The sequence below is a fragment of the Streptomyces sp. NPDC013317 genome (genome assembly GCF_055563155.1).
Genome location: NZ_JBVHDX010000003.1, coordinates 325,921 through 342,167, shown reverse-complemented (window position 1 = coordinate 342,167; position 16,247 = coordinate 325,921). Strand labels below are relative to the sequence as shown.

11 protein-coding genes are annotated in these 16,247 nt (G+C 71.4%); 9 read left to right on the top strand and 2 right to left on the bottom strand.

From position 1 onward, the window contains the following. Positions 1–110 precede the first annotated feature (110 nt). A complete protein-coding gene (locus ACZ3IJ_RS10395) occupies positions 111–350 on the top strand; it encodes a chaplin (protein WP_467467263.1) in 240 nt (79 codons plus the stop codon). Positions 351–581: 231 nt separating this feature from the next. Then, complete coding sequence (locus ACZ3IJ_RS10390) at positions 582–2,174, top strand: molybdopterin-dependent oxidoreductase (RefSeq protein ID WP_467467262.1); 1,593 nt, start codon at positions 582–584, stop codon at positions 2,172–2,174. Positions 2,175–2,244: 70 nt separating this feature from the next. On the opposite strand, the gene ACZ3IJ_RS10385 is transcribed toward ACZ3IJ_RS10390, so the two are convergent. Then, positions 2,245–3,132, bottom strand: a complete 888-nt coding sequence (locus ACZ3IJ_RS10385; RefSeq protein ID WP_467467261.1) for a DUF4394 domain-containing protein — start codon at positions 3,130–3,132, stop codon at positions 2,245–2,247. Between the two features lie 246 nt (positions 3,133–3,378). Between ACZ3IJ_RS10385 and ACZ3IJ_RS10380 the strand changes: the two genes are divergently transcribed. From ACZ3IJ_RS10380 to ACZ3IJ_RS10350, 7 genes are all read left to right on the top strand, one after another. Beyond that, the gene (locus tag ACZ3IJ_RS10380) at positions 3,379–4,473 is read left to right on the top strand and encodes a substrate-binding domain-containing protein (protein WP_467467260.1); all 1,095 of its coding nucleotides are present in this window, start codon (positions 3,379–3,381) and stop codon (positions 4,471–4,473) included. A gap of 126 nt (positions 4,474–4,599) precedes the next feature. Continuing rightward, on the top strand, positions 4,600–5,910 hold the full coding sequence (locus tag ACZ3IJ_RS10375; protein WP_467467259.1) for an ABC transporter substrate-binding protein: 1,311 nt from the start codon (positions 4,600–4,602) through the stop codon (positions 5,908–5,910). Between the two features lie 90 nt (positions 5,911–6,000). Then, positions 6,001–7,002 (top strand): carbohydrate ABC transporter permease, encoded by a 1,002-nt coding sequence (locus ACZ3IJ_RS10370; RefSeq protein ID WP_467467258.1) that lies wholly within the window; start codon positions 6,001–6,003, stop codon positions 7,000–7,002. Continuing rightward, positions 6,999–7,934, top strand: a complete 936-nt coding sequence (locus ACZ3IJ_RS10365) for a carbohydrate ABC transporter permease (protein WP_467467257.1) — start codon at positions 6,999–7,001, stop codon at positions 7,932–7,934. Before ACZ3IJ_RS10370 ends, ACZ3IJ_RS10365 begins: the two co-directional genes overlap by 4 nt. 86 nt (positions 7,935–8,020) lie before the next feature. Continuing rightward, complete coding sequence (locus ACZ3IJ_RS10360; protein ID WP_467467663.1) at positions 8,021–8,998, top strand: hydroxyacid dehydrogenase; 978 nt, start codon at positions 8,021–8,023, stop codon at positions 8,996–8,998. A gap of 65 nt (positions 8,999–9,063) precedes the next feature. Then, positions 9,064–11,958 (top strand): glycoside hydrolase family 2 TIM barrel-domain containing protein, encoded by a 2,895-nt coding sequence (locus tag ACZ3IJ_RS10355; protein WP_467467256.1) that lies wholly within the window; start codon positions 9,064–9,066, stop codon positions 11,956–11,958. 66 nt (positions 11,959–12,024) lie between these two features. Beyond that, on the top strand, positions 12,025–13,527 hold the full coding sequence (locus ACZ3IJ_RS10350) for an HAD-IA family hydrolase (protein WP_467467255.1): 1,503 nt from the start codon (positions 12,025–12,027) through the stop codon (positions 13,525–13,527). 42 nt (positions 13,528–13,569) lie between these two features. Here the strand turns inward: ACZ3IJ_RS10350 and ACZ3IJ_RS10345 are convergent, their stop codons facing one another. Next, a complete protein-coding gene (locus ACZ3IJ_RS10345) occupies positions 13,570–16,002 on the bottom strand; it encodes a polysaccharide lyase 8 family protein (protein ID WP_467467254.1) in 2,433 nt (810 codons plus the stop codon). Positions 16,003–16,247: the final 245 nt, after the last annotated feature.

Here is a 16,247-nt window from a genome sequence, read left to right as displayed (position 1 = left end):
CGGGTCGGCTGCGCCGAAGGCACGGGTGAGGGACGGCGTTCCGCGGTTCCCTCACGGCGTCGGGCGGACCCTCCGCGCGGCGCGAGGAATTCCCATAGGAGGTAGTGGAAATGGTTCGTGTGCGACGAGGTCTCGCGGTGGCGATGGCGGCCGGAGCCGTCGTGGTGGGCGGCGCGTCGATGGCCTCGGCCGACGCCGGGGCACAGGGTGTGGCCGCGTACTCGCCGGGCGTGGGCTCGGGCAACCTCATCCAGGTGCCGATCCACGTTCCGGTCAACGCCTGCGGCAACACCGTCAGCGTCATCGGGCTGCTGAACCCGTCCTTCGGCAACACCTGCGTCAACGCCTGATCAGGCAGCGGGAGAAGCACCCTGGCCCGCCGCCGAGCACATGGCGGAGGCCGGGTGACCCGCCCGGCACCGGGAACTGCACGTAGCAGGTGAGGTGTTGCGCGCAACCGTGAACCGGTCGGGTCGACTGCGGGTGGCTGTCACGACAGCCACCCGCAGGCCCTGAAGGCCGGGAGCCGAGCTGGTCACTCCTTCGGGCGTCGGACCAATCCGCCGGTCGGGTGCCGCCGAATGCCGGGAGTGAGCAGCTTCCGCAGCACCCTCTCCCGCGCCGCCCTGGGCGCAACAGCCGGACTACTGTCCGCCTTCACCGCACTGGCCGTCGCCGAGCTCGCCGCCGGACTGGTGCGGCCCGCCGCAGGACCGGTGACGGTGGTGGGCGGCGCGGTGATCGACCGGACCCCGGCCGCGGTGAAGGACTTCGCCATCCGCACGTTCGGGGAGAACGACAAGACGGTCCTTCAACTCGGCATCGTCGCCGTTCTGGCGGTCATCGCCATCGGCCTGGGTGTGCTCAGCCTGCGTCACCGCGCTGCCGGCGCCGTGGGCGTACTGCTCTTCGGGTTCGTCGCCGCCGCTTCGGCCCTGGGCCGGCCCGACTCCACCGACATCGGGGACGTGCTCCCCTCGATCGCGGGAGCGGTCGCCGGCGCACTCGCTTTGCACCTCCTCTCCTCCAGGGCAACGTGCGCACAGGTCAAGGCACTTGAAGGCGACGAGAGCCGCCGCGGCGGGTGGAACAGGCGCGGCTTCCTCACGGCCGCCGCGGTGACCGCCGGCGCGGGAACCTCGGCGGGCGTGCTCGGGCGCTTCTTCTCCGCGCAGCACGGCAGGGGCGCCATCGCCTCCCGCGAGGCCCTGGTCCTCCCCGAGCCGGCTTCGCCGGCTCCTCCTGTCCCGGCCGGAGCCCGCTTGAAGGTGCCCGGCATCAGCCCGTTCACCACCCCCAACCGCGACTTCTACCGTGTCGACACCGCCCTGACCGTTCCCAAGGTCGACGCCCGGACGTGGCGGCTGAGGATCGACGGACTCGGCGTCACCCGCCCCCGCACCTACACCCTCGAGCAGCTGCTGGCCCGCCCGCTCATCGAACGCGACATCACGCTGACCTGTGTGTCCAACGAGGTCGGCGGCCCCTACCTCGGTAACGCCCGCTGGCTCGGCGTCCCGCTCGCCGCCCTCCTCCGGGACGCCGGCGTGCTGCCGCCCTCGAAGGGAGGCGCAGCGGATCAGCTGGTGGCCCGCTCCGTGGACGGCATGACGCTGGGTTCCCCGGTCGAGGACCTCATGGACGGCCGCGACGCCATCCTCGCCGTCGCGATGAACGGAGAACCCCTGCCCTTCGACCACGGCTTCCCCGTCCGCATGCTCGTGCCCGGGCTGTACGGCTACGTCTCGGCCTGCAAGTGGATCACCGATGTCGAGCTCACCACCTTCGACGCCTACGACCCGTACTGGGTCAGGCGCTCATGGGCCCGCCGGGCGCCGATCAAGACCCAGTCCCGCATCGACACACCCAAGCCGTTCGCCCGCCCCGCCGCCGGCCCGGTCACCGTCGCGGGCGTCGCCTGGGCCCAGCGCCGCGGCATCACCCGCGTCGAGGTCCGGATCGACGACGGACCCTGGCAGGACGCCGACCTCGCCGTTCGGGACACCGTCGACACCTGGCGCCAGTGGTCGTACCGCTGGAACGCCGTCCCCGGCGGCCACACGATCACCGTCCGCGCCACGGACGGCACAGGAAGCGTGCAGACCGAGCGGAGGGCCCGCACCGTCCCCGACGGAGCGAGCGGCCTGCACAGCGTCTTCGTCACCGTCTCCTAGCCCCTCGCCGACCGGCCCGGCCCGCGCCACGGCAGAACCCGTGACGCGGGCCGGGTCGCGAACAGGCGGGCTACTTCTGCTTGATGGGCAGGGCCAGGTCGGTGACCTGGTACGACTTCGGGAAGGCACCCTTGCTGGTGGCTTTGCCGGTCAGCACGTCGACCGAGTAGAGGCTGTAGGCGCCGCCGGTGCCGATGGTCGCGAAGCCGTGGTTCATGCCGGTGGAAGGCATGTAGTGGATGTCGAAGCCCGCGTCCGGGGCGGCTTTCACACCAAGGCTTCCGGTGGGGGCGAGGGTGCCGGCATTGGCCGGGGACTGCAGGGAGATGCTGTCGGCCGTCGTGTCCAGGTCGAACAGTGTCGTCGCGGTAGCGGCGTTCAGGTCGTTGTTGGTGTACGCGGCGCCTGTGACCCCGAGGGCTGTCGACGGCGGCATGGTCGGGTTGGTGAGGCTGCCGTCGACGGTGGTGGTCAGCGGGGCGGCCGCGTCGTCGATGTTGTGGCGCAGGTTCTGGCCGCTGTCGGAGATCACTCGGAGCCGGTTGGCCGCGGGGTTGAAGTCCACACCGAATGCGGTCCCGGTCAGGGCTACGGTCAGCTGGGACACCTTGGCGGCCCTGGCGGCGGTGGTGTTCAGGGTGTACACGCCGCCCTTGTCGCCGACGCCGTACAGCTTCTCGTTCTGCACGCGGAAGTCGATCCCGACGAGCTTCGTGTCGCCGGACAGGCCCGAGACCTTGCCGAGCGACCAGATCCTGGACGGCCTGTCGACGTCGAACTCGACGAGGCGCTGGTCGCCGGTCAGGCCGATCGCGGTCAGAGTCCTGTGGCTGTGGCTGTGGCTGTGGCTGTGGGTGGGTGCGGTCTGCGGCTGAGTCGCGGACGCCGCCAACGCGGGTGCCGCGCAGAGGGCGGCCAGAACGGCCACGGACGCGGCGGTCGCGGTGCGGTTGCGCATGTGTGCTCCTTCGTCGGGCCTCGGCCGGTGCGGTCGGAGGCTGGTGAAGGGGGTTCGTCGCCACTGACGCCGAGGACAGGTGCCCGGGGCGAATGCCACCCGCATGGCTCACAGGCCATGGCGCCCCGGTCGGCGTGGGCTTTCACAATCTCCGCATCCCCATTCTGATCGATTCGATCGCAATCGATCGATACGCTAGCGCCAAAGGCGTACGGTGACGCCTCCGTGAATGCTCCAGGGGGAGCCATGCGACACCATGTCGACCATCGCCACGACCGGGTCCTCGAGCTGGTCAGGGAGCGGGGCAGCATCCGCGTCACCGAGCTCGCGGCGGAGTTGGGTGTCTCCCCGGTGACCCTGCGGCGGGACGTGGACACGCTCGCCAACCAGGGCAAGGTGCAGCGCATGCACGGAGCGGTCGTCTGGCCGGGCGAGGCGGCCCGAGCCGAACAGCCGGACACCGGTGGCCGGGTGATCGGAATGATCGTGCCGACGACCAGGTACATCTTCGGCGACGTCGTCAGCGGTGCCCGCAGGGCCGTCGAGGCGCAGGGGGGCCGGCTGGTGCTCGGTGTGTCCGGGTACGTCGACAGCGAGGACCCCGTCCAGGCCGAGCATCTGCTGAACAGCGGCGCCGAAGGCCTGCTGGTGGCGCCCAGCTGGTTCGCCGGGGCGCCCGCCGACGGCCAGGAGGAGTGGCTGATGGCCTGCGGGGCGCCGACCGTACTGGTGGAGCGTACGGCGCAGGCCGCCAACCCGGCGGCCCTGCTCGACCGGGTGCGCACCGACCGCGCGCACGGCGCCGCGCTCGCGGTGAGCCATTTCGCCTCGCTCGGCCACCGCTCGGTCGCCGCCGTGCTCCAGGAGGGCCCGCACGCCGCGGGCATCACGTCCGGATATCTGGATGCGGTGCGGTCGCTCGGCCTGGAGACCGTCCCCGGGTCCCCGTGCGTCCGGCGGTCGGGTCAGGAGTACGACGAGGTAGCGGAGTATCTCGTCGAGGCCGTCGAGCAGCACGGGGTGACGGCGGCCCTGGTGCACAGCGACGAGGACGCGATCGTGCTGGTCCCCCGGCTGCAGGCGCGCGGTGTCGCCGTGCCGGAGGACCTCGCGCTGATCGCGTACGAGGACGAGGTGGCCAACCTCGCGGACGTTCCGCTGACGGCGATCGCCCCGCCGAAGCAGGCGGTCGGTGAGCTGGCCGCGAAGCTCCTGCTCCAGCGCCTGGCCGAGCTGAGCACGGGCAGGGAGCCGGAGCCCCGCCAACACGTGGACCTGCTGCCGAAGTTGAGGGTCCGGGCCTCCTGCGGGGCGCTTCGCGGGTCGCAGGAGAGCGAGTGACCTTGTTGATCGTCTAGCGATCATTTTGATTGTCTTGTGCGTTTGCTCTTGACGGTGATCGAGTTGGCGAAAAGGATATGCCTCGTTCGCCTCTCTCCCCATCGAGGTTTCCGTAGGAGCCGTGCCATGCCGCGCACTTCACGATCGTTCCGCACAGCCGCCACCGCCACCCTCGCCGCTCTCGGCCTGTTCGCCACCGCGTGTGGTGGCGGTGAGGGCGACTCGGCCGACTCCGCCTCCGACGGCAAGCCGGTCACGCTCACCTACTGGACCTGGACGGGTGGCGCCAAGGCCACGGTCGACGAGTTCAACCGGACCCACAAGGACATTCAGGTCAAGTTCACCGAGATCCCCGGCGGCGCGGAGGGCTACGGCAAGCTGGCCAACGGCGTGAAGGCGGGCAACGCGCCCGACGTGGCCACCATCGAGTACCAGATGGTTCCCGAGTTCGCGAGCCAGGGATACCTCGTCGACCTCACGAAGCCCGCCGGTGACACCGTCAAGGAGAAGTTCCCCAAGGCCATCCAGGACCTGGTGACCTTCGGCGGCAAGACCTGGACCGTTCCGTTCGACGCCGCGCCGCAGGTCTACTACTACCGCACGGACCTGTTCAAGAAGTACGGCATCGAGGTCCCCAGGACCTGGGACGAGTTCAGAGCCGCCGCGGAGAAGGTCAAGAAGGCCGACAAGAACGTCCGTCTGGCCAACATGACCAAGGCCGACCCCGCCCTCCTCGCCGCGCTCTCCTGGCAGGCCGGCGGCAAGTGGTTCAGCACCCAGGGCGACGCGTGGAAGCCCGGCGTCGACGACGCCGCGTCCAAGAAGGTCGCGGCCTACTGGGACGACCTGGTCAAGAACGACCTCGTGCAGACCTACACCGGCTGGAGCCCGGAGGAGACCAAGGCACGCGTCGAGGGCAAGACGCTCTCCATACTCGGCGCCTCCTGGTCCGCGGCCGGCATGAAGACCAACCTGCCGGACCTCCAGGGCAAGTGGGCCGCCGCCCCGATGCCGAACTGGGGCACCCCTGCCAGCGGCAACTACGGGGGCAGCTCCTACGGCGTGCTGAAGGGCAGCAAGAACGTCGAGGCCGCGGCCGAGTTCATCAAGTGGATCACCACCAACGGTGACGCGGTCGAGGCGCGGCTGAGCGACCCGACCAAGCCCAGCAGCGCCCTGCCGGCCAACCCGGAGATGCGCGCCGTGGCCGCCGCGAAGTTCGACACCGCCTACTTCAACGGCCAGGACCTCTACAAGCTGGCCTCGGAGCAGGTCGACACGATCGTCCCCGGCTGGACCTGGGGCCCGAACCAGATGGACGTCTACACCGCCATCCAGGACGCGAGTGCCAAGAGCGGTTTCACCGGCGGCGTCGCAGCCGGTCAGGCGAAGGCCACGACGGGCATCCAGGAGCGCGGGCTGAAGCTCGCCGAGTGACCCGGCGGGGCCCGGCCGCACCCTGGCCCCGGCCGGGCCCCGCCGTTCCACCCCCCCGGACCCGCAGCGCCCACACGCCAAGGAGCACCCGTGGCAGCACCACTCGCGAAGGCCGCACCCCCGCCGGCGGCCGACGGCAGCCGTACCGGCAGCCCGATCACCGGCCGCCCGCGCACCGGCCGCACCCCCAGAGGCAGTTCACCGCTGAGGCGCAACCAGCGCGCCGCGGCCGCCCTGTTCATCGTTCCCTTCTTCGTGCTCTTCGCCCTCATGACGGCGGCGCCGATCGTCTACGCGGTGTGGATGAGCCTCTTCACGGAGCGGTCGTCCGGACTCGGGTTCGGCGGCACCGAGCGGGCGTTCACCGGCCTCGAGAACTTCTTCCGGGCGCTCTCGGACGAGGGCTTCCGCGAGTCGTTCGTGCACATCGCCCTGTACTGCACGCTGTACATCCCGGTGATGATCGGCGGGGCGCTCGCCCTCGCGCTGCTGGTCGACTCGGCCGTGGCGCGGGCCCGGCGCTTCTTCCAGCTCGCGCTCTTCCTGCCGCACGCCATCCCCGGCCTGATCGCCTCGATCCTGTGGATCTACCTCTACACCCCGGGGCTCAGCCCGGTGCTCGACTGGATCGAGGCCGCCGGCGGCTCATGGGACTTCTTCAGCTCGGACCACGTGTACTCGTCCATCGTGAACCTCACGGCCTGGCAGTGGACGGGGTACAACATGATCATCTTCTATGCCGCGCTGCAGGCCATCCCCCGCGAGCTCATCGAGGCCGCGGACATGGACGGCGCCGGGCCGATCCGCACGGCACTGCAGATCAAGGTTCCCATGATCACCTCCGCGGTCGTGATGGCCGTCCTGTTCACCTGTGTCGGCGCCATCCAGCTCTTCACCGAGCCCAAGCTGCTCGGCCAGCGCGGAACCTCCGCCGTCGACACGGAGTGGTCGCCCACCATGTACATCTGGAAGGCGGCGTTCCTGCAGCACGACTACGGCCTCGCCGCCGCCGCGTCCCTCCTGCTCGCCGCGCTCGGCGTCGCGCTCTCGTACATCGTCACCAAGATCGGAAACCGGTGGAGGGCGGCATGAGCACGCACACGGTCATCCAGGAAACCTCGGCCGGCGAAGCCCGCCCCGCCGCGGCCGCCGCGGCAGGGAGGCGCCGCGAGCCCCGTAGGAAGCGTCCGGGCAACCTGCTCTCCAAGGGCGTCGTCAACGGCGTGCTCCTCGTCGCCTCCTTCTACATGCTGATGCCGGTGAGCTGGCTGCTGTTCGCCGCCACCAAGGACCACGGCGACCTCTTCTCCAGCGACGGCTTCGCCTTCGCCGACTTCAACCTCTTCTCCAACCTCGCCGCGGTCTTCACCTTCAACGACGGCATCTACCTGCGCTGGCTCGGCAACAGCGTCGTCTACTCCGTCATCGGCTCGGCCGCCTCGACGCTCCTGTGCGTCGCCACCGGCTACGCCTTCGACAAGTACGAGTTCCGTGGCAAGGAGAAGCTGTTCGGCGTCGTCCTCGGCGGCCTGCTCGTCCCCGCCACGGTGATCCAGCTGCCCATGTACCTGCTGGCCTCCAAGGTCGGCCTGGTCAACACGTACTGGGCCCTCCTCCTGCCCGCGCTCGTCAACCCGTTCGGCGTCTACCTCGCCCGGGTCTTCTCCGAGGGGTACGTGCCGAACGAGGTGCTGGAGGCCGCCCGCGTGGACGGCGCCGGCGAACTGGGCACGTTCACACGGATCGCCCTGCCGATGCTCTCGCCCGGTTTCATGACCATCTTCCTGTTCTCCTTCACCGGAAGCTGGAACAACTTCTTCGGCGCGCTCGTCATGCTCAACGACGACACCCTGTACCCGGTCAATCTCGGCCTGTTCATGTGGAACAGCACCACGCAGCTGCAGCCCGAGTTCTACTCCCTCGTGATCACCGGTTCGCTCGTCGCCGTCGTGCCGCTCATCATCGCCTTCATCTGCCTGCAGCGCTTCTGGCGCTCGGGCCTCACGGCGGGCGCGGTGAAGTGACCGTGCCCGTACCGGAAGCCTCCCTCCTCCACGACGGTCACACGACACCCGCGCCCCGCGTGCACCGTCCGCGCACCCTGCTGGCCATGGGCGCCGCCATCCACGCCCAGCTGCTGGCCGAAGGAGCCCTCGACCGGCTGGCCGCTGTCGCGGCCGTGGACACGGGTTGCTTCGTCAGCGACTTCGCCGACGCCGACCCGGCCGCACTCGCCGACACCGAAGTGCTCTTCACCCACTGGGGCGCCCCGCGGCTCACCGCGGAAGCGGTGCGCGCGATGCCCCGTCTGCGGGCGGTCGTCCATGCCGCCGGCTCGGTCAAGCACCACGTCACCGAGGCGGTGTGGGAGCGCGGAATCGCCGTCTCGACCGCGGCGGGCGCCAACGCGCTCCCCGTCGCCGAGTTCACACTCGCCGCGATCCTGTTCACCGGCAAGCGGATCCTCGACAGCGCCGGTGCCTACCGGGAGGCCCGCGACCAGGTCTCCCTCCTGCCGTACTTCGCCGGTCACGGCAACTACCTCCGTACCGTCGGCATCGTCGGCGCGTCACGGATCGGCCGCCGGGTGCTGCAGCTCCTGCGTCCCTTCGACTTCGAGGTTCTGCTGTACGACCCGTACGTGGAGGCGGACGAGGCCGAGACGCTCGGCGCGCGTTCCGTCGGCCTCGACGAGCTCGTACGGCGCAGCAACGTGGTCTCCATCCACGCTCCGCAGCTCCCGGAGACGCGGCACATGTTCGACCGGCGGCGGCTCGGACTGCTGCGGGACGGGGCGACGCTCATCAACACCGCACGCGGCTCCCTCGTCGACACCGCGGCGCTCACCGAGGAGCTGCTGCACGGCCGGATCCACGCCGTCCTCGACGTCACCGAGCCCGAGGTGCTGCCCGCCGGGTCGCCGCTCTACACGCTGCCCAACGTGCTGCTCACCCCGCACATCGCCGGATCGCTCGGCAACGAGCTCGTACGGATGGCCCACTGGGCGACCGACGAGGTGCAGCGCTACGCCGAGGGCCGGCCCCTCGCCCACGGCGTCGGCCCCGACGAGCTCGCCCGCTCCGCCTGACGACCGCCGCTCCGGCCGGGCGGCAAACGACCGCCGCCCGGCCCGAAGACCCCACAGGACACGCCATGCACGAGCCGCACGGAACCCACTACGTCGAGGACCGTTCCCCCGGCAGCGGCCGGCTGGCACCGCGCGCCGCCTTCGGCTCGGACGCCCCCGCCGTCGGTCTGGACGGCGCGTGGCGCTTCCGGGCCGCCACCGGGCTGGGGGACCTCACCGAGGGGTTCGAGGACCCCGCGTTCGACGACACCGCCTGGGACCGGCTGCCGGTACCGTCCTGCTGGCAGCTCCAGGGGGTCGGATCGCCCGCGTACACCAACGTCACGTACCCCTTCCCCCTCGACCCGCCGCGGGTGCCCGACGAGAACCCGACGGGGGAGTACCGCAGGGACTTCACGCTCCCCGACGGCTGGCCCCGGGGACGCAGCGTGCTGCGCTTCGACGGCGTCGACTCCTGCTTCGCGGTCTGGCTCAACGGCGTCCGGCTCGGTGACGGCAAGGGCAGCCGCATCCCCACCGAGTTCGACGCGACGGACGCGCTGCGGCCGGGCCGCAACGTCGTCGCCGTGCGCGTCCACCAATGGTCGGCCGGCAGCTATCTGGAGGACCAGGACATGTGGTGGCTGTCCGGGATCTTCCGTGCCGTACGGCTGCTGTCCCGGCCCGAGGACTGCGTCGAGGACTTCTTCGTCCACGCGGACTACGACCACCTCACCGGCACCGGCACCCTGTCCGTCGACGCCTCCGGCCCCGCAACGCTCTCCGTGCCCGAACTCGGCCTCGTCGACGCCGACCCCTCGGGGCCGCACACCTTCGCGGGCGTCGAGCCGTGGAACGCCGAGCAGCCGCGCCTGTACGAGGGCGAGCTGACGTCCGCCGGCGAGCGGATCCCGGTACGTGTCGGCTTCCGGCGGGTCGTCGTCCAGGACGGCCTGCTCAAGGTCAACGGCCGACCCCTGCTGCTGCGCGGTGTCAACCGGCACGAGTGGGATCCGGAGACCGGCCGGACGCTCTCGTACGAGACGATGCTGCGCGACGTGCTCCTCATGAAGCGCCACAACATCAACGCGGTCCGCACCAGCCACTATCCGCCGAGCAGCGACTTCCTCGCCCTGTGCGACACGTACGGGCTGTGGGTGGTCGACGAGTGCGACCTGGAGACCCACGGCTTCGAGCGGGTCGGCTGGCGTGGCAACCCGAGCGGTGACGCGCGGTGGCGGGAAGCCATGCTCGACCGGATGCGCAGGGTCGTCGAACGCGACAAGAACCATCCGAGCGTCCTCATGTGGTCGCTCGGCAACGAGAGCGGCACGGGGGAGAACCTCGCGGCGATGGCGGAGTGGACGCGCACCCGGGACCCCTCGCGCCCCGTCCACTACGAGGGTGACCGGGACAGCGGCTACGTCGACGTCTACAGCCGGATGTACGCCGACCACGCCGAGACCGAGCAGATCGGCCGGGGCGAGGAACCGCCGACGCGGGACCCGTCGCTCGACGCGCACCGGCGCGGGCTGCCGTTCATCCTGTGCGAGTACGCGCACGCCATGGGCAACGGCCCGGGAGGACTGAGCGAGTACCAGCGCCTGTTCGAGAGGTTTCCGCGGCTCCAGGGCGGCTTCGTCTGGGAGTGGATCGACCACGGCATCGCGCGGCGCACCGCGGACGGGCGGGTGTTCCACGCCTACGGCGGCGATTTCGGGGAGCCGGTGCACGACGGGAACTTCGTCGCGGACGGCCTGGTCCTCCCCGACCGCACGCCCTCACCGGGGCTCCTCGAGTACAAGAAGGTGATCGAGCCGGTCACGATCGTCGTCGTCGTCGTCGACGCCGCCGGCCCGGACGTGGAGGTCCGCAACGGCCACGACTTCCGTGACACGGCCCATCTGCGCTTCCGCTGGTGGGCGGAGGACGACGGGGAACGCGTCGCCGACGGTGTGCTCGACGTCCCGGTCCTCGCGCCCGGCGAGCGCGCGCGCCTCCCGCTGCCGGAGCTTCCACCACACAAGGACGCGGAGCGCGCCCTGACGGTCGTCGCCGAGCTCGCCACCGCCGAGCCCTGGGCTCCGAGGGGGCACGAGGTGGCGTGGGGCCAGACCGTCCTCGCCCCCGCCGCCCCGGCCCGGGAGCCCGGCCCTGTCCTGCCGGCGGCCCCGGGCCGCGAGGGCCGGCTCACCCTCGGACCCGCCGCGTTCGACGCGCACAGCGGGCGGCTGCTCGCTGTCGGCGGGCTCGACGTCGGGGCGCTCCGGCTCGACCTGTGGCGGGCGCCGACCGACAACGACCTGCTCGGTGACCGGATCGCCGACCGCTGGCGCGCCGCGGGACTTCACCGGCTCACCACCAAGGTCCTCGGCGTCGCGGCGACGCGAGAGGGTCTGACGGTCACCACGCGGACGGCGCCCGCCGGCGCGGACCACGCCGTCCGAGCCGCCTACCACTGGCGGTCGGACGGGCGTTCGCTCTGGCTGGACGTGGACATCGCTCCGGAGGGCGAGTGGCCGTGTCCGCTGCCCAGGGTCGGTCTCGGCTTCTCCCTCCCCGGGGGGATCGACACCGTCGACTGGTACGGGCTCGGGCCCGGCGAGTCGTACCGGGACACGTCCGCGGCGGCGCGCCTCGGCCGCTACCGGCACCCGGTCGACGCGCTCCAGACGCCCTACGTGCGCCCACAGGAGAACGGCAACCGCCGTGCCGTCCGCCGGGCCGTGCTCTCCGGCGACCGGGGCGGTCTGCTGATCGGCGGACGGCCTTCGTACGACCTCACCGTCCGCCGCTGGACCGGCGCGGAACTGGGATCCGCCCGGCACACCACCGACCTGAGGGCCGGAGACAGGGTGCACGTCAACGTCGACGTGGCGCACCACGGCATCGGGACCGCTTCCTGCGGTCCCGGTCCACTGCCGCAGCACACGCTGGAGGCGGGACCCGCGGTGCTGCGCCTGGTGCTCCGCGCTGTCTGACGAGCCGCCACCCGGCGCCGCCGCCCGCCCACTCGCCCCACCGCCCGCCCGATCCGGAGGAAACCCATGCACCTTGCCGCTCGCCGCCGCCGCGTCCTCGTCGTCGGCATCGACGGTGTGCGCCTCGACATCCTGGGGCGGCTCGACACCCCGCATCTGGACGCCCTCGCGGCGGACGGGTTCCTCGCGCCGGTGGTCGTCGAGCCCGGCACCCCGACCATGTCGGGGCCGTGCTGGGCGACGATCGTCACGGGGGTGACCGTCGACAAGCACGCCGTGTGGAGCAACGACTTCGGCGGCAACCGCCTCGCGATCTTCCCCGACTTCGCGACCCGGCTGAGGGACGCCGGCCGGCGGACCTACGTGGCAGCCGCCTGGGAGCCGCTGATGACGGTGGCGAACGGCGGGCCCCTCTTCCGAGGCCCCGGCCGGGTGACCCACGTCGCCCCGTCCGCCGACGACTGCGAGGGGTGGGAGGAGGCCGACGAGCTGATCACCGCCGAAGCTGTGCGCGTCCTCACCGAGTACGACCCCGAGGCGTCCTTCGTCTATCTGGGAGCCGTCGACGAGACGGCCCACATCCTAGGCTGCGGCGAGGAGTACGAGCGGGCCGCCGCCCGCGCCGACGAGCGGCTCGGCCGCCTCCTCGCCGCGGTGCGCGGCCGGCCCTCCTACGCCGAGGAGGCCTGGACCTTCATCGTCGTCACGGACCACGGTCACCGTGACGAGGGCGGTCACGGCGGCCGTTCGGAGCTCGAGCGCACCGCGTGGATCGCGTGCGCGGGGCCCGACGTCCCGGCGGGAGCGCGGGTGGAGGGACTCCTGCACCAGGATGTCGCAGCTCAGGTGTTCGCGTCCCTGGACCACCGCCCGGACTCGCACTGGACCCTGGACGGGCGCCCCTTCGGCACCGAACCGCGTGCCGTCCTGGTGGACATGGACGGCACACTGGTCGACACCGAGGCCCTGTGGTGGCGCACCGCACAGGAGGTGGCGGAAGGGGTCGGACACCGGCTGACCGACGCGGACACCCCCGAAGTGGTGGGGCGCTGCGTGGAGGACACCGCCGTCCACCTGCGGCGGGTCTCGGGTACCGATCGCCCGCTCGACGCCCTGGTCGCCGAGCTCGAGGCACGCTTCCTCACGGCGGTCGAGGCAGAGACGACCGTGCTGCCGGGCGCTCGCGAACTCCTCGGCACACTGGGGGACATGGGCATCCCCGTGGCTCTCGTCACCGCCTCACCCCGGGCCGTCGTGGAGTCGGTGCTCAAGCTGCTCGGCGCCGAGTCGTTCCAGGTGACGGTGACCGCGGACGACACGGACCGGACGAAGCCGCATCCCGAGCCGTATCTGGCCGCCGCCCGTGCGCTGGGCGTCGCCCCGGCGGGCTGCCTCGCCGTGGAGGACAGCCCCCCGGGCATCGCCGCGGCGGAGGCCGCGGGCTGCAGGGTCGCCGCCGTCCCCTCGCTCGTACCGGTCGAGGCGCGCCCCGGCCGGCGCGTCCTGACCGGCCTCCCGGAGCTGGTGGAACTCCTGGAGGCCGGCCGTAGGCCGCGCGGACGGGAGTGACGGCGGGAGGGGCACCCGTCCCGACGGCGGGTGCCCCTGCGCTCAGCCCAGCCGGACGGTGATCCTCTGGGTGGCCCCGAGGGTTCCGCTGAGGTCGCCGAACGTCAGGCCGAGCGAGGAGCCGGTTGTCGTTCCGGTGACCGTGGACGGCTTGGAAGTCACGGAGGCCACGGCCCGGTTCCAGGTGAGCGTGAGACCGGTCTGCATGCGCATCGGATCGCTGACGCAGATCACCGCGGTGCCGTCGCTCTTCTCGGAGATCATGACGGAGCAGGGCGCGCTCGCCGTGAGCGCCCCGACGGTGCCGCCGAACCAGAAGTTGACGCCGGTGAAGCCCAGCGGAGGCACGCGCACGCCCTGCTGGGCGTCCGTGTTGGCGAGGATCTGCATCCAGCCGGTGTCGGCCGCGCGCGCCGCGGTCTGCCCGGTGCCGGCACCGGGCATCAGGACGTACGCGTAGGTCGCGTCGAACGGGTTGGTGCCGTGGTCGACGTACAGGGTCAGGTACCGGCGGGTGACGGCGGTGGTGGCCATGCCACGGTTGATGACGCTCCACCGGCCGGTGCGCTCCTCGCGCAGCGCCTTGACCGTCGCGCCACCGGGGAAGACGTATCCGCCCATGCCGCCGATATGGGCCCAGGTCGCCCCGGTCAGCGTCTCCGACCAGGGGTGGCCCACCGGCTTCGCGGTGCCGTCGACGGTGAGCGCGTGGGTGCCGCCCGCTCCGAGGTTGCGGTTCTCCACGACGGACTCGACCGCGGCGCCGTCGGTGCTCTTGATGCCCGCGCCCAGACAGACGATGGCGTCGTCCAGGCAGAACCAGGACTTCTTCGCCATCAGGGTGCTCTGCAGGCCTTTGAGGTACTGGCCGACGGCGGCCCGGGTGCCGTCGGTCGCGCCGCCCACCCAGTTGACGTCGGGCTTGGGCGCGCCCCAGTCGCCACCGGCGCCGTCGGCGAGAGGGATGCGCGAGGTGGTGGTACCGGGCAGCCGGTAGGGGTCGACGGTGGGCCAGAAGGCGTCGCTGTACTGCCCGTTGGCGTAGGTGTCGCCCCACCAGTAGAGCATTCCGGAGCCGGTGTGCCAGCCGCGCAGGTTCTCGCCGTTGCCGGTCTCGTAGTGGGTGATGCGCTTGCCGGCCATGCTGATCGAGGCGGCCCAGCCGGGTCGGCGGTGGGTGGCCCGCGCCATGGCCGGGAAGAGCCGGTGCCCGACGGGTTCGGCGATCGCGGAGACCGAGGTGTCCTCCGCGACGGACTTCAGCCGCGCGAGTCCCACGAGGCCGAGCGAGGGGTCGCTCAGCGGCGGGCTGTAGTAGTCGCGCTGGATCCAGCCCTTGACCAGGCCCCTCCAGCGCGCGTTCTCCGCGGCGCTCGCACCCTGCCCGAGCAGCACGATGGAGGCGAGGATTCCGTGGCCGCGCAGATGGTCGTCCGCCTGGACCTGGCCGGGGTCGCCGAGGCTGATGCCGCGGCTCATCCCGCGCCCGGACACGTTGTCCATGACGAGCCCGTTGTAGAGGAACGGGGCCCAGGCGTTCTCGACCGCGTTCAGCACGATCTGGCGGTTCGGGTCGGTGACGGCCCAGCTGGACCCGCTGAGCAGCGCGAAGAGTATGCCGAGGCCGCCGAGCATGACCGCGCCGTACGTTCCGGCGTACGGGACCGAGGAGTGCTGGACGAAGGAGCCGTCGGCGTAGAGGCCGTCGCCGGCGGTGACGTACGGGAAGACGGGCGAGAGCGCGTTCCGGCCGAGGGCGATCTTGGCGGAGCTGCCGCCGACGACGCCACGCAGGATCAGCACCCGGCAGAGGTCGACACGGTTGGCCCCGGTGCTGGTGCCGCTGTAGCTCGAGACGGCGGAGTCCGGGACGAAGTGGTCGACGGCACGGCTGTAGTTCGCGATCTGCGTGACCGTCAGCCGGTCGTACAGGAGCACGCAGGTGTCGAGGAGCGCCTGGGGTGCGCCGATCTGCCAGTTGTACCAGTTCCCGAAGCGTGCCCGGCCCTCGTTGTAGACCCGGGCGTACAGGTGGTCGAGGCCGGCGACGATGTCGTCCGCGAGAGAGGAGTCGCCGGTCAGACCGGTGCCCGGCTGGGAGTACGCCTGAGCCATCGTGAGCAGGCGGTAGTAGCTCTCGTTCATCTTCGCCGAGTAGCCGTACGACTCCTGGTCCGTGTCCGGCTCGGGGTCGGTCCACACCGCGTCGGGCCACAGGGACCCGTCGGCGGGAGCCATCGTCGACCGGAGCTCGGCGGCGCGGGTGCCGAGGGCGGCCAGCTTCGTCCTGAACGGTTCCGCGGTGGGACTGAAGCCCTCACCGAGCAGCAGGGTGCGCCAGACGGCTCGCAGCGTGCCGAACTCGTCGGCTGCCATGGCCTGTCCGGACAGCGGCGGACTTCCGACGGCGCCGAGGGCGAGCGCCGTACCGCCGGTGGTGCGCAGAAAGGTGCGGCGGGACCAGGATCGCGTCATTGCGGGCTCCTGCTGGGTGAGGGGGCACTGCGGCGAGTGCCCGGGAGCGCGGGTGGGTGTGTACACCGGAGAGCGGCGGAGACAAGTCGCGGCTGGCTGGTTTCTAACATGCGCACGCTCAAACGATCCATACTGATGACGAAATTGAGCGTTTTGATCGTTTCGCTCTGCTGGTCGGTTTCTCCTGTGACGGAGGGTGGCCGGGTGCGCCTGGGTCGGTCCTGCGCGGCGGCGCGAGCGGCCGG